Below are 21261 nucleotides of genomic sequence, written 5' to 3'. Positions count from 1 at the left end.
TACGCTGGAGAGCGGGTCGCCTACGGGTGACCCGCTCTCGTGCATTCATATGCCGTTCTTTGAATTCAAGCAGCTGAAGGAGAGGTGACGCAGGTGTCGCTCGGAGACATTGCCGGACTGATCGCTGCCGTGGTGTTCGCGGTGCTCGTCGGATTGCTCGCTGTTCCGCTGTTGAAGCTCGGCCGGGTGCTCGATCAGACAACCGACTCGATTCGCGAGACGAGTGAAGGCATTACACCTATCCTCGCCGAGACGACCATCACACTGCAGGAGACGAACAAGCAGCTTGCCCGCGTTGACACGATTACTCGCAACGTGGCGGATGTCACCGGCAACGTCTCAGCCCTGGTCGCGTTGTTCGCCGCCACCGTCGGCGGCCCGTTGATCAAGCTGGCCGGCTTCTCGGCAGCCGTGCGCGCCGCATTCGCATTCCCAGGCAGACGAAAAGGGCGCAACCGGTAAACTTGCCTCTGGCCGCCGGGCACCCCGCTCGCCATCCCGATCAGCCACCATCTCACGCACGTTCAGGGAGTTGTCTCATGAAGAGTCTGTTCTGGCTCGCCGTCGGCGTCGCCGCCGGGTTTGCGATCGCCCACCAGGTCAACAAGACCGCGCAGGGTAAGGCATTCTTCGAAGATCTTGACGCAAAAGCCCGCGACTTCGGCGCAGCGGTTTCCGATGGATACCGCAAGCGCGAAGAGGAACTACGCGCCGCCATCGACGGCGACTAGCCGACCCAGCAACATTTCACCCACCGAACACACCGATCGACCGATTACTACGGACACAATGCAGACTGCCGAAATCCACAGGCGCTGGCTTGAATTCTTCGCGGAGCGCGGCCATACCGTCGTACCCTCCGCGTCGCTCGTCAGCGATGACCCATCTTTGCTGTTCACTGTGGCAGGCATGGTGCCGTTCGTGCCGTACCTCACCGGGCTCGTGCCCGCGCCGTATCCGCGAGCGACCAGCGTGCAGAAGTGCATCAGGACGAACGACATCGAGGAAGTGGGCAAGACCCCTCGTCACGGCACGTTCTTCCAGATGTGCGGCAATTTCTCATTCGGGGACTACTTCAAGGAGCAGGCGATCCGCTTCGCGTGGGAGCTGCTGACCACGGCGGAGGATGCCGGCGGGCTCGGTTTTGATCCGGACGATCTGTGGGTCACCGTCTACCACGAGGATGCCGAGGCGCGAGAGATTTGGCGTCGCGTCGCGGGGTTGCCGGATGAGCGCATCCAGGGTCTTGGAATGGACAGCAACTACTGGTCGACGGGGCAGCCAGGGCCCGCTGGCCCGTGTTCGGAGATCTTCTTCGATCGAGGCCCGGCATATGGCGCAGACGGTGGCCCGGCGACGGACGACGACCGCTACGTCGAGATCTGGAACCTTGTCTTCATGCAGTACCTGCGCGGAGAGGGAACGAGCAAGAACGACTTCGAGATCCTCGGCGATCTTCCGAAAAAGAACATCGACACGGGCATGGGCTTGGAACGGGTCGCCTTTCTCAAGCAGGGCGTCGAGAACATGTACGAGATCGACCAGGTGCGCCCTGTCCTCGACCGCGCTGCGCAGCTGGCCGACAAGCAATACGGTGCCGATCACGGGGACGACGTGCGACTTCGCGTCGTTGCCGATCACGTACGAAGCGCTCTGATGCTGATGTCCGATGGCGTGACCCCGTCCAACGAGGGCCGTGGCTACATTCTGCGTCGCCTGCTGCGCCGCACCGTGCGCGCGATGCGTCTCATGGGGGTGGAGAACGCAACCTTCCCGCAACTGTTCGCCGCCTCGCGCGACGCTATGAAAGCCGCATACCCGGGCATCGAAGCAGACTACGACAGGATTTCGCGTCTCGCGTTCGCCGAGGAAGAGACCTTTCTGCGCACCCTGGCCAGCGGAACGACCATTCTCGACACGGCGGTGTCCAACTCTCAGAAGGCAGGTCAAACGGAATTGGCCGGGGACACGGCTTTCCTCCTGCACGACACGTACGGCTTTCCGATCGACCTGACCCTGGAGATGGCCGAGGAGGCGGGCCTCACCGTGGATCGGGCCGCGTTCGACGCGCTGATGGCAGACCAGCGCGCTCGAGCGAAGGCGGATGCTCGTGCCAAGAAACGAGCGCTGGCCGACCTTTCGGTGTACAGCGCGTTCCGCGCACTCGGTGAGACCGTCTTCACGGGCTACACCGACCTGCAGACGGAATCCCGGGTGCTCGGCATCATCGTCGACGGGGTGGCGGTCCCACGCGCGGTTGCCGGCGACATCGCAGAAGTCATCCTCGCCGAGACGGCGCTATACGCCGAAGCCGGCGGGCAGGACGCCGACGTCGGGCTCATCGTCGGCCCCGGCTACGAGCTCGAAGTGCTCGATGTCCAGAAGCCGATCAAGGGCTTGATCAGCCACACCGTGCAGGTGACGCAGGGAGAAGTCGGACTCGACGACCGGGCAACCAGTGTTGTCGATGCCGACTACCGTCGAGGAGCACGCCAAGCCCACTCCGGCACGCACATCATCCACGCCGCGCTGCGCCAGATCCTCGGCCCGAATGCGCACCAGTCCGGCTCGTACAACAAAGCCGGGTATCTGCGCCTGGACTTCTCCTGGAATCAGCCGCTGTCCGCCGAAACCCGCAGCGAGATCGAAGACATTTCCAACAACGCCATCCGGGACAACCTCCAGGTGACGACCCGCGAACTGCCGCTCGACGAGGCGAAGGCGCTCGGAGCCATGGCATTGTTCGGCGAGAAGTACGGCGATCGGGTGCGCGTCGTGGATATCGGCGGCCCCTGGTCTCGCGAACTCTGCGCGGGCACGCACGTCGCCTCCAGTGCCGAGATCGGAATGATCAATCTGGTGAGCGAGTCTTCTGTCGGGTCGACCAACCGCCGTGTCGAGTCATTGGTCGGCATCGAGGCCTTCCGTGATCTCGCGGCAGAGCGGGCGCTCGTGTCACAGCTCAGCAGTTCGCTGAGGACCCCGCGAGAGCAGCTACCCGAGCGCATCGCAGAACTCGTTTCCAGCCTGAAGTCCGCTGAGAAGAAGATTGCCGCGTTCGAAGCCCGCGCCGTTCTCGATCGTGTGCCCGCTCTGCTTCAGACCACCCAGCGCCTGGGAGAGATCCGTGTGGTTGCTGAGAATGTCGGCGCGCTCGGCTCGGCAGACGAAGCGCGGATTCTGGCAACCACCGTTCGAGAGCGGCTCGGTAGCGATCCGGCGCTCGTTGCAATTGCGGCGATCACCTCAGGCAAGCCGGTGATCATCGTGGCCTCCAACAAGGCTGCGCGCGACGCCGGTGTGGCCGCAGGCCCGCTTGCGAAGACGGCCGCCGGAATCCTGGGCGGCGGCGGCGGCGGCAAGGCCGACCTGGCGCAGGGCGGCGGCACAGACCCTGAGGCGATTCCTGCAGCACTGGCTGCGCTGACGGAAGCCGTCGCCGGGTAGCGCGATGCGGCAAGGAACGCGAGTCGGCGTCGACGTCGGAAAGGTCCGCATCGGGGTGAGCAAGAGCGACCCGCACGGTGTCTTTGCGCTTCCCGTCGAGACTGTTCCACGATCACGTGACGGCGCAGATCGCGCACGAATTCGTGAGATTGCCGAGGGATGCGAGGCCATCGAGATCATCGTCGGCCTCCCGCTTTCACTGTCGGGTTCGCATACGGCGTCGACGGACGATGCCGCGGATTTTGCTCGCCTGCTCGCCGACGCGGTCAGCGTACCGGTTCGGCTGGTGGACGAACGGCTCTCGACGGTCTCGGCCCAGTCTGCGCTGCGCGCATCCGGACGGAACACGAAGAATTCTCGGAGCGTAATCGACCAAGCAGCGGCTACGGTGATTCTGGAACAAGCGCTCGACATGGAGCGTGTCAGCGGGAAGCTCCCAGGGATTCTCGTGACCCCGACCATAGGACCGACATCGTGACCCCCAGTCATTCATCAGACGAGGCCGTCGACGCCGTGAAGCCGCGTGCAACCGATCCGGCGGCGGATGCGTCAGGCAACCCCGCCGGCGAGCCTGACTTGCTCGGCACACTGCTGGGCACGGGACCGCAATTCGATAGCAGCGACACCGTGCCACAACCGACGACGCGGCGCGAGGCTCGCGATGCCGCCGCGCGACGCGCCCACCAGGCGACCCTGGGCTGGTCGCACGAGGACTACCCGAACCAGCAGAAACCGGTCAAGCCCAAGAAGCGACGGCGCTGGCTGACTGTCACGATCGTGATCGTCGTAATTCTGGGTCTGTTCGGTGGAGCCGGCGCCTACGTGTGGTTCACCTTCCAACCAGAGGTGCTGAAGGTGCTCAACATTACCGAGCCGAACGACTACACCGGCCAGGGCACCGGCTCGGTGACGATCAGCATCAAGGACGGTGACATGGGCAGCAACGTCGCGACCACGCTGTACAAGGCCGGTGTCGTGAAGACTGCTGACGCCTTCTACAGCCTGCTGCTGAAGACCAAGCCAGACCCGGTGTTCCAGCCAGGAGTGTACGCACTGAAGAAGCAGATGAGTGCGAAGGCCGCTCTCGCAGCACTACAGGACCCGAAGAACAAGCTTCAACGCACGGTTGCGATTCCGGAGGGAACGACCGAAGCGGACATCCTGGCCAGCGTCGCGAAGGCCACGTCGATTCCGCTGACCGACCTGCAGTCGGCTGCGGCCAATCCCGCTGCCTTCGGGCTCCCTTCACAGGCCAAGTCGCTCGAAGGATTCCTGTTCCCCGCGACCTATACGTTCGATCCCGGCATCACGGCGAACGACGTACTGAAGACGATGGTCGATCGCAGCTTCACCGCGCTCGACGCCGACGGCGTGCCCGCGGCAGATCGCTGGAAGACGGTCGTGCTGGCTTCGATCGTGCAGAAGGAGGCCGGTCCGAAGGCTGGGGACGCCGCCAAGGTCGCTCGTGTGTTTCAGAATCGGCTGGATCAGGGGATGCTGCTCCAGTCCGACGCGACGGTCGCATACGGCGCCGGCGTGCAGCGGGTGTTCACCACTGATGCCGAGCGTGCCGACGCGGCGAATCTGTACAACACCTATGTGCATCAGGGGTTGCCGATCGGCCCGATCAGCAACCCGGGCGATGTGTCGATCAAGGCTGCGCTGAATCCGACACCGGGGCCGTGGCTGTACTTCGTCGCCGTCAATCTGCAAACCGGTGACACCGTGTTCTCGACAACGCTGGCAGAACAGGAAGCCGCCGTCGCGCAGCTGCAGAAGTGGTGCAACGAGAGTGCTGCAAACGATGCCTACTGCAAGTGAGCGCTCGTTGGCCGTGCTCGGATCACCGATCGCACACTCGCAGTCACCGGCGCTGCATCGCGCGGCGTACGCCGTTCTGGGGCTGCCGTGGAGCTACCGGGCCGTCGAGGTAAAGGCGGCCGAACTGGCAGACTTCGTTGCGTCACGCGGCCCAGAGTGGCGCGGTCTGTCTTTGACGATGCCGCTCAAGCACAGCGCCATTCCGCTGGTGAGCTCGCTGGATCGGGTTGCCCGGCTGACCGGATCAGCGAACACCATTCTGTTCGATCGACCCGAGACGAGAGATGGATCGTACGAAACTGCAGCAATTCTCAGCGGCTTCAACACGGATGTCGCCGGCATCGTGCGCGCGCTGCATGCTGCTGCAATCGGCAGCGTCACTCTCGTGCACGTGCTCGGTTCTGGGGCGACCGCTGCCTCAGCGGTCGCGGCAGCCGCGGAACTCGGCGCCGAACGTGTCATCGTCTGGGCCCGCAACCCCGACCACGCGGCCGCGCTCCGGCCGCTTGCACGCGAACTCGGCCTTGCCATCGAAATCAGACGGCCCGGCGGGGTCACTCCCGAATCGGATGCGGAGCTCGTGATCGGAACACTGCCGGGAGGCGCGGACGCTGGCGTGGAGTTCCCCGTTGAGCTGCGGGTGCGTGCCCTGTTGCTCGATGTGGCCTACGACCCGTGGCCGAGTCTGCTCGCAGAGCGCTGGCGCAGTGTGGGCGGGCAGGTGATTTCCGGCCTGGCCATGCTCGTGCACCAGGCGCTGCTTCAGGTGCGGATCTTTGTGAACGGCGACCCGCTGCAACCGCTCGAACACGAAGGAGACGCGCTGGCGGCGATGCTCACGGCTGTCCACCTCGACGCCGCCGGGCAGCAGGTCATAGCGTAGGAGCACGGCCCCGGCGAGGAGCAGGCGTCGGCTGTGCCAGAATCTTAAGCATGCTTCGTTGGCTCACAGCCGGAGAGTCTCACGGCCCGGAACTCATCGCAATCCTCGAGGGACTCCCGGCTTCCGTGCCCGTCTCGCTCACCGACATTCGCGCGGATCTGGCCAGACGCAAGCTCGGCTACGGTCGCGGTGCACGAATGAAGTTCGAGCAGGATGAACTTGCACTCTCCAGCGGGGTGCGCCACGGTTACAGCCTTGGCAGCCCGATCAGCGTGCGCATCGGCAACACGGAATGGCCGAAGTGGACCGAGGTGATGAGCGCAGAACCGGTCGATGCCGATCAGCTCGCCGGCGGCAGGGGAGCCCTGCTCACGCGCCCACGGCCCGGCCACGCCGACCTGGCCGGGATGCAGAAATACGGCTTCACGGAGGCCAGGCCGATTCTCGAGCGCGCCAGTGCACGGGAGACGGCCGCCCGGGTGGCGCTCGGGGCCGTCGCAAAGGCGTTTTTACGCGAGCTCGGGATCAATCTGGTCAGTCACACACTGTCGATCGGAACGGTGCGCGTACCGGAGGGCAGCGTACTGCCGACCGCCCACGACGTCGACGCTTTGGATGCAGACCCGCTGCGCTGCTTCGACGCTGCCACGTCCGCCGCGATGGTGGACGAGGTGGATGCGGCCCGCAAAGACGGCGACACCCTGGGCGGTGTCGTCGAAGTGCTGGCCTACGGTGTTCCGCCCGGGCTCGGCTCGCACGTGCACTGGGACAGACGGTTGGATTCTCAACTCGCCGCGGCCCTGATGGGCATTCAAGCGATCAAAGGCGTCGAGGTCGGCGACGGCTTCACCACAACGACCAGGCGCGGCTCGCAGGCGCACGACGAACTCGTCATCGACCATGAGCAGATCGCACGCACCAGCGACAGGGCAGGCGGCACGGAAGGCGGCATGAGCACAGGCACCGTGCTTCGGGTGCGCGCCGGGATGAAGCCGATCTCAACAGTGCCGCACTCGCTGCGCACAGTCGACGTCGCCACGGGCGAGCCCGCGGCGGCTCATCACCAGCGGTCCGACGTCTGCGCCGTGCCCGCAGCCGGTGTGGTCGCCGAAGCAATGGTCGCCCTCGTCTTGGCGAACGCCGTTCTCGAAAAATTCGGAGGCGACGCCGTCTCTGAGACCCGGCGCAATCTGGCGGGCTACCTCGACAGCATCCCCACCACCCTGCGCACTCAGCGCGCAGGCATCGACAACGCAGAGGATTCTGCAACGCCGACCGACCGGTGAGTATCGTTCTGATCGGGCCCCCGGCAGCGGGCAAATCCCGCGTCGGCAGACGGCTCGCCCGACGCCTCGGACTCGCATACATCGACACAGATGCAGTGATTGTGCGCGATCACGGTGCGATCGCCGAGATCTTCGCCAGCCAGGGTGAATCTCATTTCAGAATGCTTGAACGGTCGGCAGTCGAGGCGGCGTTGCGTGAGCATGCGGTCGTATCGCTCGGTGGCGGCGCGGTGCTCGATCAGCGAACGCAGAATGAGTTGCGCGGCAGGGCTGTCGTCTTGCTGACCATACGACCGGAGGCGGTCGCGGAACGCATCGCAAACGGCAAGCGACCGCTAGTGCACGACCTCGCATCGTGGCAGCGATTGGTGGACGAGCGAACTCCGCTGTACCGCCGACTGGCAGCGTTCACGACGGACACGACGTATCGACGTGTCGATGACGTCGTCGATGAAATAACACATTGGGCACAGGAGCAGTCATGACAGACCCCGTAACGCAGATCACCGTCCCCGGCACGAATCCGTACAACGTCACGATCGGTGCCGGACTGCGCCTGGAGCTCGCAGCTGTGATCGGGCCGGATGTCGCGCGCGTGCTGATCGTTCACCCGCCGGTGCTCGGACTGGCGGCCGCCGAACTGCGCGATTCGCTCGCCGACCGTTACCAGGTGCTGCTCGCTGAGGTGCCGGATGCTGAAGCGGCCAAACGGGTGGAAGTGGCCGCGTTCTGCTGGCAGATCATGGGCCAGGCCGACTTCACCCGCACCGACGCCGTGATCGGGTTCGGCGGGGGAGCCGTCACTGACCTGGCCGGCTTCGTGGCGGCCACCTGGCTGCGCGGCGTGCGCCTGATTCAGGTTCCGACAACGCTGCTCGGAATGGTCGACGCCGCAGTCGGGGGCAAGACCGGTATCAACACGGCGGAAGGCAAGAACCTTGTCGGCGCCTTCTACGCTCCGAGCGCCGTCGTGGCCGACCTGGACACGCTCACCAGCCTTCCGCGAAACGAGATCCTGGCCGGCTTCGGAGAAGTCGTCAAATACGGCTTCATCGCGGAGCCGGAAATCCTCGACATCATCGAGCGCGATCTGGACACCGCCACCGATCCGACGACTCCGGAATTCCGCCGACTCGTCGAACACTCGATCGGCATCAAAGCACGGGTGGTCGGTGAGGATTTCACCGAGCACGGGTTGCGCGAGATCCTCAACTACGGGCACACGCTCGGGCATGCGATCGAACACGGTGAGCGGTATCAATGGCGGCACGGCGCTGCAGTGTCTGTCGGCATGATGTACGCGGCCGAACTGGCGAGGCTCAACGGACGACTGTCGGATGCCGTCGTGGACAGGCACCGCAGCATCCTCACGTCACTTTCGTTGCCGACAACGTATCCGGCGAACAGGTGGCAGTCGCTGCTCGCGACGATGCAGCGAGACAAGAAGACTCGCGGGAGCATGCTGCGCTTCATCGTGCTCGATGACATCGCCCGACCCACCGTTCTGACCGCGCCTGAGCCGAGCCTTCTGTTCGCGGCGTACCAAGAGATCGCTTCATAGACGACCGCTAGGCTGAATGCCCATGAGCACAGTTCTCGTTCTGAACGGCCCGAATCTCGGACGCCTCGGCACCCGCGAAACAGACATTTACGGGGCTCACAGCCTTGCTGACCTCCACACGATGCTCCAGGCGGATGCGGTCGACACGCAGATCGATCTGCGCCAGACGGATGCCGAGGCGGAGCTACTCGGCTGGTTGTATGAGGCTGCTGACGCCGCCATTCCCGTCATCCTGAACGCCGGCGCCTGGACCCATTATTCATACGCACTGCGTGACGCCGTGTCGCTCGTGACATCGGCAGGAGGCATCGTCATCGAGGTGCACATCTCCAACCCGCACGCCCGGGAGGAATTCCGGCACGTCAGCGTGATCAGCGCGGTTTCGACGGGCGTCATCGCCGGGTTCGGACTGGATTCGTACCGGCTCGCACTAGCGGCCATTCGCCGAATCCTCGCCTGACAACTAGAATCTTTGGGGGCCTAGACGCGTTGACACTCCGCGTGCGACCTGTCATTCCCTCATCTGAACGGATTACATCCCTATGGCATCAACCGCAGACATCCGCAACGGCGCTGTCCTCTCCATCGACGGTCAGCTCTGGACCGTCATCGAGTTCCAGCACGTCAAGCCGGGCAAAGGCGGCGCCTTCGTGCGCACCAAGCTCAAAAACGTCGTCAGCGGCAAAACCGTCGACCGCACCTACAACGCAGGCGCGAAACTCGAGTTCGAAAACGTCGATCGACGCGACTTCCAGTACCTGTACAAGGACGGCGACAGCTTCGTCTTCATGGACTCCGCCGACTACGACCAGTTGACCGTGCAAGCGGCGACGGTCGGGGATGCCGCCAATTTCATGCTCGAGAACCAGCCCGTCACGATCGCTCTGAACAACGGCAACCCACTGTATGTCGAACTCCCAGCATCCGTCGTGCTGGAGATCACCTACACGGAGCCAGGATTGCAAGGCGACCGCTCAACGGGCGGCACCAAGCCGGCGACCGTTGAAACCGGGCACGAGATCCAAGTTCCGCTGTTCCTGGAGACCGGCACCAAGGTCAAGGTCGACACCCGCACCGGCGACTACCTCAGCCGTGTCAACGACTAGTGAGCGCTCGCACCAAGGCTCGCAAGCGGGCGCTGGACATCCTGTATTCGGCGGATGTGCGCCAGGCGCCAGTCGCGAGCATTCTCGCCGCAGAGGCCGAGCGCGCAGCGAGTGAGCCCGCACGTGCCGCGTCCTGGCTGTACGCCAGGGAAATCGTCGACGGCGTGCAAGATCACCTCGTGGAGATCGACGAACTTATCGAGACCTACGCGCAGGGCTGGACGTTGTCGCGGATGCCCGCCGTGGATCGGGCGATCATTCGGATCGGCGTGTGGGAACTGCTGTACAACGACGAGGTGCCCACCGGTGTCGCCATCTCAGAAGCCGCCGATGCGGCGGCTACCCTGTCCACGGACGATTCATCGGGATTCATCAGCGGGTTGCTCTCGAAGATCGCCCAAATCAACGCCGCAGAATAAACGACACAGACTAAACCAACCTCGACAGCACGGGACCAACGAACGGAAAGGCGCCGATCATGCCGACGACCCCGGCAACAAGTGGCAGGTTCCTCGCGTTGATAGCGGCAGCGACTGTGGCGGTAGTCGCGCTGGCCGGATGCTCCTCCGGGGGATCAGGCGGTTCGGGCAACGCATCGCCGTCGTCACAGTCGACCAGCTCTGCAGCGTTGCCGACCGGTGTCAAGGGCGCCGTCGACTTTGACAAGGGTCACATCACACTCGGCTCCGGCGCCACAACCGTCGACACCTTCATCGACCCGATGTGCCCATACTGCGGCGAGTTCGAAAAGGCGAACGGCCGCCAGCTCGCCTCGATGGTCAACGACTCGACGATCACGCTGCGGGTGCACCCACTGACCTTCCTCGACCAGTCGTCACAGGGCACGCAGTACTCGTCACGAGCGTCGTCCTCGTTGGTCTGCGTTGCCGCCAGCGATCCTGCCACGACATTGGTCTATCTCGGCCTGCTGTACACCAACCAACCAGCAGAGGGCTCCAAGGGATTGCGCGACGACCAGCTCGTCACCCTGGCTGCAAAGGCGGGCGCGAACGACGTGTCCGCGTGCATCAGCAACGGCGACTACATTCCGTGGGTGCAGAAGTACAACGACAAAGCGTTGAACGGCGGCATCACCGGAGCCGACATCACCTCGATCAAGGGCACGCCGACGATCCTCGTCAATGGGCACCTGTTCAACGGCGACTTCACGAAGGCCGACGACATCAAGGCGTTCATTCAGAGCGGCGGCAAGGCGTAATCGACCGCGGGAAGCCGTTGTTACTGTGTGGTCTCGATACGCGCGCTCGCTGCGCTCGCGGGCTACTCGACCAACAACCCGGTAGTCGAGTAACGGACGAGCGCCAGCGAGGACGTGTATCGAGACCTGACTGTGCGGGTTGCGACGGTCTCGATATGCCTGCTCGCTGCGCTCGCGGGCTACTCGACCAGCGGGAGGGCACGCCCGCGCTGCTAGGCTTGCCGGGTAGACATCCTTTAACAGCCGTCCAGAGAGGCGGGGAAGGAGGTCGGCTGAATGGCGCGTACCGTGCTGCAGCAGGCTGACATAGCACGAGCGTTGACTCGGATCGCGCACGAGATCCTCGAGTCCAATCGTGGCACAGCAGATCTCGTGATTCTGGGCATCCCTTCCCGCGGTGTGCCGCTTGCGCAGCGCATCGGCGACATCATCGCGAGAATTGAACCGGATGCGCCTCCGAACCTCGTCGGGGCGATCGACGTGACGATGTACCGCGACGATCTGCACCGCAACCCGACGCGCGCGCCGTCCCCCACACAGCTTCCGCGAGGGATCGACGGCGCGACGGTCGTGCTCGTCGACGACGTGCTCTACTCCGGCCGCACGATCCGCGCAGCCCTTGACGCGCTCAGCGATCTCGGTCGGCCCAAAGCTGTTCGGCTGGCCGTTCTGGTCGATCGAGGCCATCGCGAACTGCCGATCCGAGCGGACTTCGTCGGCAAGAACCTGCCGAGCGCTGCGACGGAACGAGTGAACGTGCACCTCACCGAAACGGACGGCGACGAGTATGTCACGATCGAAGGCCCGGCATGAGACACCTGCTGTCGACGAGAGACCTCGACCGCGCTGAGTCGATCGGCCTTCTCGACATTGCGGAAGACATGGCCGATGTGGCCTTGCGCGAAGTCAAGAAACTCCCGACCCTGCGCGGCAAGACCGTTGTCAACCTGTTCTTCGAAGACTCCACCCGCACTCGGATCTCGTTCGAAGCGGCCGCGAAACGGCTCTCCGCAGACGTCATCAACTTCAGCGCGAAGGGATCGAGCGTCTCGAAGGGCGAGAGCCTGAAGGACACCGCACAGACGCTGCAGGCGATGGGCGCCGACGCTGTCGTGATCCGGCACAGCGCCTCCGGCGCGCCGCACACCCTGGCCGCGAGTGGCTGGATCAACGCCGGCATCCTCAACGCCGGCGATGGTACCCATGAACACCCCACCCAGGCGCTGCTGGACGCGTTCACGATTCGCAAGCGCCTGCACGGCGCCGCCTCGCGCGGCCACGGGCTGGACGGCATCCGGGTCACCATCGTCGGAGACATCCTGCATTCGCGGGTCGCTCGATCGAACGTGTGGCTGTTGACGACGCTTGGCGCACAGGTGGGCCTGGTCGGGCCGCCGACGCTCCTGCCGGTCGATTTGCACGGTTGGCCTGCAACCGTCGGATATGACTTCGACGCGGCAATCGAGAACGATGAGCCGGACGTGGTGATGATGCTGCGCATCCAGGCAGAACGGATGCACGCATCCTACTTTCCGAACACGCGCGAGTACGCGCGGGTGTGGGGTCTTGACGGTGAACGGCTCGCGAAGCTGCGCCCCGGTAGCATTGTCATGCACCCCGGGCCGATGAATCGCGGGCTAGAGATCTCAGCGACGGCGGCCGACTCACCGCAGTCAACGGTGCGTGAGCAGGTCGCCAACGGTGTTGCTGTGCGCATGGCGGCGCTGTATCTGCTTTTGGCCGGGGATCGGGAGGATCACTAACACGGATGACGATTTACAAGGTTCTGATCCGAGGTGCCCTGCTGCCGGACGGCGCGCGCACAGACATCCTGATCGACGGCGGCAGGATCACCGAACTCGGAACAGCGCTCAGCGCTGTCGGTGCACGACCCATCGACGCGGCAGGGCTGATTGCGCTGCCCGGACTCGTCGACCTGCACACGCATCTGCGTGAACCGGGCTTCGAACAGAGCGAGACGGTCCTGTCGGGCACTCAGGCCGCAGCAGCAGGCGGTTTCACGACAGTGTTCGCGATGGCGAACACCTCACCGGTCGCGGACACGGCCGGCGTCGTCGAGCAGGTGCTCACGCTGGGGGAGAGTGCAGGATATGCGACGGTCCGCCCGATCGGTGCGGTCACCGTCGGGCTTGAGGGGCGGCAGCTGGCCGAACTCGGGGCAATGGCGCACTCCCGCGCGCAGGTGCGAGTGTTCTCCGATGACGGTCAGTGCGTGTCAGACCCGCTGCTCATGCGTCACGCGCTCGAATACGTCAAAGCCTTCGGCGGGGTGATCGCACAGCACGCGCAAGACCCGCGCCTGACCGAGGGCGCGCAGATGAACGAGGGCGCCCTCAGCGGCCAACTCGGTCTGACCGGCTGGCCGGCCGTCGCCGAGGAGTCGATCATCGCCCGCGACGTTCTCCTGGCCGAGCACGTGGGCGGCCGACTGCATGTCTGCCACGTTTCCACGGCAGGCTCCGTCGACGTGCTCCGCTGGGCGAAAGCGAGGGGCATTGCCGTGACGGCGGAAGTCACCCCGCATCACCTGCTGCTGACAGAGGATCTGGCAGCAAGCTACGATGCGCGATACAAGGTCAACCCGCCGCTGCGGCGCAGCGAAGACGTGCGCGCACTGCGTGATGCCCTGGCAGACGGCACGATCGATATCGTTGCGACCGATCACGCACCGCATCCAGTCGAGGCGAAAGACTGCGAATGGGATGCAGCGGCCAATGGCATGGTCGGGCTCGAGTCCGCACTGTCTGTGGTGCACGCTGCCGTCGTGGAATCGGGTCAATTGAGCTGGGTTGACGTCGAACGCGTGCTCAGCCTCGCACCGGCCAGAATCGGCTCGCTGAGCGCAGACCGCTCAATCGCAATCGGTGCCAGGGCCGACGTCACACTGTATGATCCGAGCGCAAGCCGACGTTTCAGTACGCGAGATCTGGTCGGGAAGGCGACGAACTCGCCATATCTCGACAGAACGCTTCCCGGCCGCGTCATCACCACGATCCACGCCGGGTATCCGACGGTGCTCGACGGGCTGGTGCGCGAGGCGGGCGAGGTCGCCGAGTACGCACGCACACTGCACGGAGGCGATACTCGTGGATAAGTTCGGGCCGACGATCATCATCGTCGTCATCGTCGCACTGGTTTTCATCCTGATGTGGTGGGGCTGGCGCAGACGCGTCAGGAGGGACAGCGGACTGCATCCCGCGCGGGAGGTGCCGCAGGACCTCGGCCCGGTGCATCGAACCGCGGATGTCCTGTATGTCGCGACGACCGCGCATGATCGGGAACTCGAGCGTCTGGCCATCGATGGCCTGCGCTTTCCGGGGCGCGCGACGATCACTGTTGCCGAGCAGGGTGCCCTGATCGCCGTGACCGGTGAACGCGAAACGTTTGTTCCGGCATCCGCCATCATCGCCGCAGACGCGGCCACCGTCGCCATCGACCGGGTGGTCGAGACAGGCGGGCTGATCCGGCTCGCGTGGAACATCGACGCGGCGACCGTCGCCGACAGTTACCTGCGCGCCGTCGACCCGGACGACCGCGCACCGCTGATCGACGCACTCAACACGGTTGCATCGGCACAGGCGGCAGCTAACGACGCCTCGACAGACTCCTCGCCGGCATCGGCCGACGACGACCCAGAAAGTGAAGTGTAACGTGGTCGAACCTGCTCCCGCCGTCCTCGTACTCGAAGACGGCTCACGATACGTCGGCCGAGCATACGGTGCCGAAGGCCGCACGCTCGGCGAGGCAGTATTCTCCACCGGAATGACCGGCTACCAGGAGACTCTGACCGATCCGTCCTATGCCGGCCAGATCGTGATGATGACCGCCCCACATATCGGCAACACCGGGGTCAATGACGAGGACATGGAGTCTTCGCGCATCTGGGTGGCCGGCTTCGTCGTGCGCGAGCCCTCGCGCGTCGTGTCGAACTTCCGTGCACAGCGCAGCCTCGACGACGAACTGATCGCAGGCGGCATTGTAGGAATCAGCGGCATCGATACGCGCGCAGTCACCCGGCACATCCGATCGGTCGGAGCCATGCGAGCGGGCATATTTTCCGGCGCAGAATTTGCGCTCTCAGACGCCGATCAGCTCGAACTTGTATGCGCCGGGGCGCAGATGGCCGGCCGCAACCTCTCCGCCGAAGTGTCAACGCCTCATGCCTACCTGATCCCGGCCTCCAGTGAACGGATCGGCTCCGTCGCAGTGCTCGACCTCGGAGTGAAGCTGTCAACACTGCGCTACCTGGCCGCACGCGGGTTCGACGTGCACGTTCTGCCGGAGCGGGTCACCGCAGAAGAGGTGCTGGCCCTGGGGCCGGACGCGCTGTTCTACTCGAACGGGCCGGGCGACCCCGCCGCGTCGGATGCCGCGGTGCAGCTGCTTCAGGCAATCCTGAAGGCCGGACTCCCGTACTTCGGCATCTGCTTCGGAAACCAGCTTCTCGGCCGCGCGCTCGGCTTCGGCACGTACAAGCTTCCATTCGGCCATCGTGGCATCAATCAACCGGTACTCGATAAAACCACCGGCCGCGTGGAGATCACGGCGCAGAATCACGGCTTCGCAGTGGACGCACCGCTGGACACAGTGATCGATTCCCCGGCAGGCTTCGGCAGGGTGGAAGTCAGCCACTTCAGCCTGAACGACAACGTGGTCGAAGGCTTGAACTGCCTCGACCTGCCTGCGTTCAGTGTGCAGTATCACCCAGAGGCGGCAGCGGGCCCGCACGATGCCAACTATCTGTTCGACCGTTTCCGCGAGATGGTGCTTGCCGAAACAATCCCAGCCGAAACAATCCCGGATGAATCAATCCAAACGAAGGAGAGCGACTAATGCCCAAGCGCGACGACATCGCGAGCGTTCTCGTCATCGGATCCGGCCCGATCGTGATCGGCCAGGCCTGCGAATTCGACTATTCGGGAACGCAAGCGTGCCGCGTGCTGCGCGAGGAGGGCGTGCGTGTCATCCTGGTCAATTCGAATCCGGCAACGATCATGACAGACCCTGACTTCGCAGACGCGACGTACATCGAGCCGATCACCTGGCAGGTCATCGAGACCATCATCGCCAAGGAGAAGCCCGACGCGATCCTGCCGACGCTCGGCGGTCAGACCGCCCTCAACGCCGCGATGGAACTGCACGAACACGGCATCCTGCAAAAATACGGCGTCGAGTTGATCGGCGCGAAATTCGAGGCGATCCAAAAGGGCGAGAATCGGCAGACCTTCAAAGATCTCGTGATCGAAGCGGGCGCAGAAGTTGCACGCTCACACATTGCGCACACGGTCGACGAAGCACTCGGCTTCGCAGATGACCTCGGCTATCCGCTCGTGGTCAGGCCGTCGTTCACCATGGGAGGGCTGGGCAGCGGGTTCGCGTACACGGAAGCCGAGCTGCGTCGGATCGTCGGTGACGGTATCCATCAGTCGCCGACGAGCGAGGTGCTCCTCGAGGAGTCCATCCTCGGCTGGAAGGAATACGAACTCGAACTGATGCGAGACAGTGCAGACAACACTGTGGTGGTGTGTTCGATCGAGAACGTCGACCCGGTCGGCGTGCACACGGGCGACTCGATCACCGTCGCACCGGCACTCACCCTGACCGACCGGGAATTCCAGCGGATGCGCGACGTCGGAATCGACATCATCCGTGCGGTCGGCGTCGACACCGGCGGCTGCAACATCCAGTTCGCGATCGACCCGGCAAACGGCCGGATGATCGTCATCGAGATGAACCCACGCGTGTCGCGCTCGAGCGCGCTCGCCTCGAAAGCGACCGGATTTCCGATCGCCAAGATCGCAGCGAAGCTGGCAATCGGCTATCGCCTCGACGAGATCCCGAACGACATTACGCGGGTAACACCGGCATCATTCGAACCGACGCTCGACTACGTCGTCGTCAAGGTGCCGAGATTCGCGTTCGAAAAGTTCCCAGCCGCGGATGCAACGCTGACTACGACCATGAAGTCCGTCGGAGAAGCGATGGCGATCGGGCGCAACTATGCCAGCGCGCTGCAGAAGGCGTTGCGCTCGCTCGAGAAACGCGGCTCCTCGTTCCATTGGGGCCCACAGGAACTCAGCGTCACCGAGCTGCTTGAACAGGCCAAGACGCCGACGGACGGGCGGATCGTCACCGTTCAGCAGGCGCTGCGCGCCGGCGCTTCGATCGAGCAGGTGTTCGAGGCGACGAAAATCGACCCATGGTTCATCGACCAGATCGTGTTGATCAATGAGATTGCGCAAGAGGTGCGCGACGCAGAAACACTCGACACCGACACCGTGCGGCGGGCGAAGGACCACGGCTTCTCGGATGCCCAGCTCGGCCAACTCCGCGGCTTCGGGGAGGCGGAGGTGCGCGAAGTGCGGCACATCCTCGGGGTGCGGCCGGTGTACAAAACTGTGGACACCTGTGCCGGGGAGTTCCCGGCGCTCACGCCGTACCACTACTCGAGCTATGACGATGAGACCGAGGTCAGCCCGAGCGACGCCCGCAAGGTTGTCATCCTCGGCTCCGGCCCGAACCGTATCGGGCAGGGTGTCGAGTTCGATTACAGCTGCGTGCACGCCTCGTTCGCACTGCGCGATGCTGGTTACGAGACCATCATGATCAACTGCAACCCGGAGACCGTGTCGACGGACTACGACACCAGCGACAGGTTGTACTTCGAGCCGCTGACACTGGAAGACGTGCTCGAGGTCATCCATGCCGAGAGTGCGAGCGGAGAACTCGTCGGGGTGATCGTGCAGCTCGGCGGACAAACTGCGCTCGGGCTGGCGAAGGGCCTGAAGGCCGCCGGTGTAACGATCCTCGGTACGAGCCCGGAGGCGATCGACCTGGCAGAAGAACGGGGGCTCTTCTCGGAGATCCTGCAGCAGGCCGGTTTGCTTGCCCCACGCAATGGCACCGCATTCGATGCCGCTGGTGCCGAAGCGATCGCAGACGAGATCGGTTACCCGGTTCTGGTTCGGCCAAGTTACGTGCTCGGCGGGCGTGGCATGGAGATCGTGTACGGCCCAGCCGCGTTGGTCGACTATTTTACGAAGATGGATGGCCAGGGAATCGTCGGCCCGTCGCACCCGCTGCTGGTCGACCGCTTTCTCGAAGACGCGACGGAAATCGACGTCGACGCCCTGTTCGACGGCACGCAGCTGTATATCGGCGGTGTCATGGAACACATCGAGGAGGCCGGAATCCACTCCGGCGATTCGAGTTGCACGTTGCCGCCCGTCACGCTCGGGCGTGCAGAAATCGACCGCGTTCGGGAGGCCACCCAGCTGATCGCAGAGGGCATCGGCGTGCAAGGCCTGCTGAACGTGCAGTTTGCAATCGGTGCGGGTGTTCTCTATGTGCTCGAGGCGAACCCTCGCGCAAGCCGTACCGTGCCGTTCGTTTCGAAGGCTCTCGGAATCCCGCTCGCAAAGGCTGCTGCGCGGATCATGGCGGGGGAGAGTATTGACGAGTTGAAGGCGATCGGACTGCTCGCACAGCAAGACGGCTCCGTCATCCCGCTGGATTCGCCGATCTCAGTCAAGGAGGCCGTGCTTCCCTTCAAGCGTTTCCGCACCCCGGAGGGAAAGATCGTCGACTCAGTGCTCGGACCCGAGATGCGTTCGACCGGTGAGGTGATGGGCATCGACACCGACTTTCCGCGCGCATTCGCGAAGAGCCAGGCGGCTGCGTACGGTGGTATTCCGCTCAGCGGCACCGTGTTCGTCTCGGTCTCGGACCGAGACAAGCGATCAATCGTTCTGCCGGTGCTTCGACTGCAGCAACTCGGCTATCGGATCGTGGCGACGGCGGGCACCGCTGAGGTGTTGAACCGCAACGGCATTGCCGCGCAGATCGTGCGCAAGTTCAGCGACGATGAGAACGCGGATGAACCGTCGATCGTAGAGCTGATCAATCACGGCGAGATCGACATCGTGATCAACACGCCAAGCGGTGGCGCAGCGCGTGCCGACGGGTACGAAATCCGCGCCGCGAGCGTCGCAGAAGACAAGGCGTTGTTCACGACCATCGCAGAATTGAACGCCGCCGTCGCATCGATCGACGCAGTTCGCGATGGTTTCCAGGTTCGGTCACTGCAGGAGTACGCGGCAGACCGCGCTGCGCGCGCATGAGCGCCGAAATCAGTTTCGGCGCTCGCCTCACCGGCGCGTTCACCCGGCACGGGCGACTGTGCGTCGGAATCGATCCGCATGCTTTCCTCCTCGAAGCGTGGGGACTGCCGGTCAGCGCAGCAGGGGTGCGCGAGTTCGGGCTGCGGGTCATCGATGCAGCAGCCGGCAACGTCGGCATCGTCAAACCACAGGTTGCGTTCTTCGAGCGATTCGGCTCTGCGGGCTACGCTGCGCTGGAAGCCGTGCTTGCCGCAGCACGAACGGCGGATCTCCTTGTGATCGCTGACGCAAAACGCGGCGACCTCGGCACAAGCGTCGAGGCGTATGCGCAGGCCTGGCTCACGCCCGGCTCCCCTCTGGAAGCGGACGCCATGACCGTTTCGGCGTTTCAAGGCGTCGGTTCTCTCAGCGCACCGATGGCGATCGCGCATGAAGCGGGAAAAGGCCTTTTCGTGCTCGCGGCGACGTCGAACCCCGAATCAATCGGCATCCAGCAAGGCCAGGTCACCGGCGAATTCGTCGGCACTCATTCAGTCAGTCGTGTCATCATCGATGATGTGATCAGATTCAACGCGCAATACCCCGCAGAACAGGTCGGGGGCGTCGGCGTCGTGCTCGGCGCGACGCTCGACTTCGCGGCATACGGCATCGATACGTCGACGCAGCAGAAACCCGGGCTGGCCGTACTCGCGCCGGGCTTCGGCCATCAGGGCGCGAAGCTCGCGGATGCATCGAGGATCTACGGTTCGTTGTTGGCGAGCGCCATCGTCAGCGAGTCGCGCAGCGTTCTCAGTGTCGGCCCGGATCTGCTTCCGGATGCGATCGCCAAGCGCAGCAGGCAGGTGCAGGATGCCATCGCCTGAGTCGCCCTATCGCGCCGTACCGCCACCCGTCGATCGAGCTGCCGCCTCGCGCGCTGCCATTGCGGCACGCCGCGCTCGCGCCGCCGTCAAAGCGGCCGTCGCCGCGGGCAGGCGCGATCCCTTGGACGTGCTGCGTGTCGCACTTGACGATGCGCACAGCGTCGAAGGTGGCATGCGCGTTACCGATTTTCTGATGAGCGTGCCTGCCATCGGCACGACGAAGATGCACGAGGCGATGACCAGCATGGAGATCTCGCCCGCGAAGCGCCTCGGCGGCCTGGGCAAGCATCAACGTGTGCGACTCGAACAATTCCTGAGGGATCGCGCGAACAGGCCGACCTCTCGAAAGCGCAGCAGCCTGGTTGTGCTCGCTGGACCGACGGCTGTCGGCAAGGGAACGGTCGCCGCTCACATCCGCGATCACTACCCCGAGGTGCTACTGTCTGTTTCCGCAACGACGCGTGCGCCACGGCCCGGCGAAGTCGACGGTGTCAACTATTTTTTCGTCAGCGATGCCGAGTTCGACCGGCTCATCGCCGACGGAGAACTGCTTGAGTGGGCAGTCGTGCACAATGCCCACCGTTATGGCACACCGCGCGAGCCGATCGACGTCGCGTTGCGCGCTGGGCACAGTGTGCTATTAGAAATCGACCTTCAGGGTGCCCGGCAAGTGCGTGCGGCGATGCCCGAGGCGACCCTGGTATTCCTGGCACCGCCGAGCTGGGACGAATTGGTGCGCAGACTCGTCGGCCGCGGTACGGAAGACGCCGAAGAGCGCCAGCGCAGACTCGACACCGCGCGAGTCGAATTGGCCGCACAAGCAGAGTTCGACTACCGCGTCGTCAATGGCAGCGTGGAAGATGCCGCGCGCGAGGTCGTAGACTTGATACAGATTCGCACGGCGCCGAGGCGCCCGTAGCCGCAGTACGCGTCA

The 21261-nt window shown here is 64.2% G+C and carries 21 protein-coding genes; all 21 read left to right on the top strand.

All coding sequences use genetic code 11. From position 1 onward, the window contains the following. The first annotated feature begins 93 nt into the window (after positions 1–93). The 21 genes from QU604_RS11020 (at position 94) to gmk (ending at position 21246) form a co-directional block, all read left to right on the top strand. The gene (locus tag QU604_RS11020) at positions 94–462 is read left to right on the top strand and encodes a DUF948 domain-containing protein (protein WP_308468904.1); all 369 of its coding nucleotides are present in this window, start codon (positions 94–96) and stop codon (positions 460–462) included. A gap of 77 nt (positions 463–539) precedes the next feature. Further along, positions 540–731, top strand: coding sequence for a hypothetical protein (locus QU604_RS11015; protein ID WP_308464686.1), 192 nt, complete (start codon positions 540–542; stop codon positions 729–731). A 58-nt stretch (positions 732–789) separates the two neighbouring features. Continuing rightward, positions 790–3447, top strand: coding sequence for an alanine--tRNA ligase (alaS, locus tag QU604_RS11010; protein WP_308464685.1), 2658 nt, complete (start codon positions 790–792; stop codon positions 3445–3447). 4 nt (positions 3448–3451) lie between these two features. Continuing rightward, positions 3452–3925 carry a Holliday junction resolvase RuvX gene (ruvX, locus tag QU604_RS11005; RefSeq protein ID WP_308464684.1) on the top strand — a complete coding sequence of 158 codons (474 nt, stop codon included), beginning with the start codon at positions 3452–3454 and terminating at the stop codon, positions 3923–3925. Continuing rightward, positions 3922–5268: an endolytic transglycosylase MltG gene (mltG, locus tag QU604_RS11000; RefSeq protein WP_308464683.1), complete on the top strand. Its 1347-nt coding sequence runs from the start codon at positions 3922–3924 to the stop codon at positions 5266–5268. Before ruvX ends, mltG begins: the two co-directional genes overlap by 4 nt. Further along, the gene (locus QU604_RS10995) at positions 5252–6151 is read left to right on the top strand and encodes a shikimate dehydrogenase (protein ID WP_308464682.1); all 900 of its coding nucleotides are present in this window, start codon (positions 5252–5254) and stop codon (positions 6149–6151) included. The genes mltG and QU604_RS10995 overlap by 17 nt, the downstream gene beginning before the upstream one ends. Before the next feature lie 50 nt (positions 6152–6201). Then, a complete protein-coding gene (gene aroC, locus QU604_RS10990; protein ID WP_308464681.1) occupies positions 6202–7437 on the top strand; it encodes a chorismate synthase in 1236 nt (411 codons plus the stop codon). Then, complete coding sequence (locus tag QU604_RS10985) at positions 7434–7922, top strand: shikimate kinase (RefSeq protein ID WP_308464680.1); 489 nt, start codon at positions 7434–7436, stop codon at positions 7920–7922. The genes aroC and QU604_RS10985 overlap by 4 nt, the downstream gene beginning before the upstream one ends. Continuing rightward, a complete protein-coding gene (gene aroB, locus QU604_RS10980; protein ID WP_308464679.1) occupies positions 7919–8998 on the top strand; it encodes a 3-dehydroquinate synthase in 1080 nt (359 codons plus the stop codon). The genes QU604_RS10985 and aroB overlap by 4 nt, the downstream gene beginning before the upstream one ends. Before the next feature lie 22 nt (positions 8999–9020). Further along, positions 9021–9458 (top strand): type II 3-dehydroquinate dehydratase, encoded by a 438-nt coding sequence (locus tag QU604_RS10975; RefSeq protein WP_308464678.1) that lies wholly within the window; start codon positions 9021–9023, stop codon positions 9456–9458. A gap of 82 nt (positions 9459–9540) precedes the next feature. Then, entirely contained in the window at positions 9541–10104 is a 564-nt protein-coding gene (gene efp / locus QU604_RS10970; RefSeq protein WP_308464677.1) for an elongation factor P, read from the top strand. Continuing rightward, complete coding sequence (gene nusB, locus QU604_RS10965) at positions 10104–10523, top strand: transcription antitermination factor NusB (RefSeq protein WP_308464676.1); 420 nt, start codon at positions 10104–10106, stop codon at positions 10521–10523. Before efp ends, nusB begins: the two co-directional genes overlap by 1 nt. A 59-nt stretch (positions 10524–10582) precedes the next feature. Continuing rightward, a complete protein-coding gene (locus QU604_RS10960) occupies positions 10583–11323 on the top strand; it encodes a DsbA family protein (protein WP_308464675.1) in 741 nt (246 codons plus the stop codon). A gap of 276 nt (positions 11324–11599) precedes the next feature. Beyond that, positions 11600–12136 carry a bifunctional pyr operon transcriptional regulator/uracil phosphoribosyltransferase PyrR gene (gene pyrR, locus QU604_RS10955; RefSeq protein ID WP_308464674.1) on the top strand — a complete coding sequence of 179 codons (537 nt, stop codon included), beginning with the start codon at positions 11600–11602 and terminating at the stop codon, positions 12134–12136. Beyond that, a complete protein-coding gene (locus QU604_RS10950; protein WP_308464673.1) occupies positions 12133–13086 on the top strand; it encodes an aspartate carbamoyltransferase catalytic subunit in 954 nt (317 codons plus the stop codon). The genes pyrR and QU604_RS10950 overlap by 4 nt, the downstream gene beginning before the upstream one ends. Before the next feature lie 5 nt (positions 13087–13091). Next, complete coding sequence (locus QU604_RS10945; RefSeq protein ID WP_308464672.1) at positions 13092–14438, top strand: dihydroorotase; 1347 nt, start codon at positions 13092–13094, stop codon at positions 14436–14438. Beyond that, positions 14431–14994 (top strand): PH-like domain-containing protein, encoded by a 564-nt coding sequence (locus QU604_RS10940; RefSeq protein WP_308468833.1) that lies wholly within the window; start codon positions 14431–14433, stop codon positions 14992–14994. Before QU604_RS10945 ends, QU604_RS10940 begins: the two co-directional genes overlap by 8 nt. Before the next feature lies 1 nt (position 14995). Then, entirely contained in the window at positions 14996–16177 is a 1182-nt protein-coding gene (gene carA / locus QU604_RS10935) for a glutamine-hydrolyzing carbamoyl-phosphate synthase small subunit (RefSeq protein ID WP_308468832.1), read from the top strand. Further along, positions 16177–19464, top strand: a complete 3288-nt coding sequence (gene carB / locus QU604_RS10930; protein WP_308468831.1) for a carbamoyl-phosphate synthase large subunit — start codon at positions 16177–16179, stop codon at positions 19462–19464. The genes carA and carB overlap by 1 nt, the downstream gene beginning before the upstream one ends. Further along, positions 19461–20327 (top strand): orotidine-5'-phosphate decarboxylase, encoded by an 867-nt coding sequence (gene pyrF, locus QU604_RS10925; RefSeq protein WP_308468830.1) that lies wholly within the window; start codon positions 19461–19463, stop codon positions 20325–20327. Before carB ends, pyrF begins: the two co-directional genes overlap by 4 nt. Continuing rightward, positions 20314–21246: a guanylate kinase gene (gene gmk, locus QU604_RS10920; protein ID WP_308468829.1), complete on the top strand. Its 933-nt coding sequence runs from the start codon at positions 20314–20316 to the stop codon at positions 21244–21246. Before pyrF ends, gmk begins: the two co-directional genes overlap by 14 nt. Positions 21247–21261 lie beyond the last annotated feature (15 nt).

This window comes from Rathayibacter sp. SW19, assembly GCF_030866825.1.
Classification (GTDB): Bacteria; Actinomycetota; Actinomycetes; order Actinomycetales; family Microbacteriaceae; genus Rathayibacter_A; species Rathayibacter_A soli.
The sequence above is the reverse complement of the archived record's forward strand: the minus strand, read 5'-3'. Positions and strand labels throughout refer to the sequence as shown.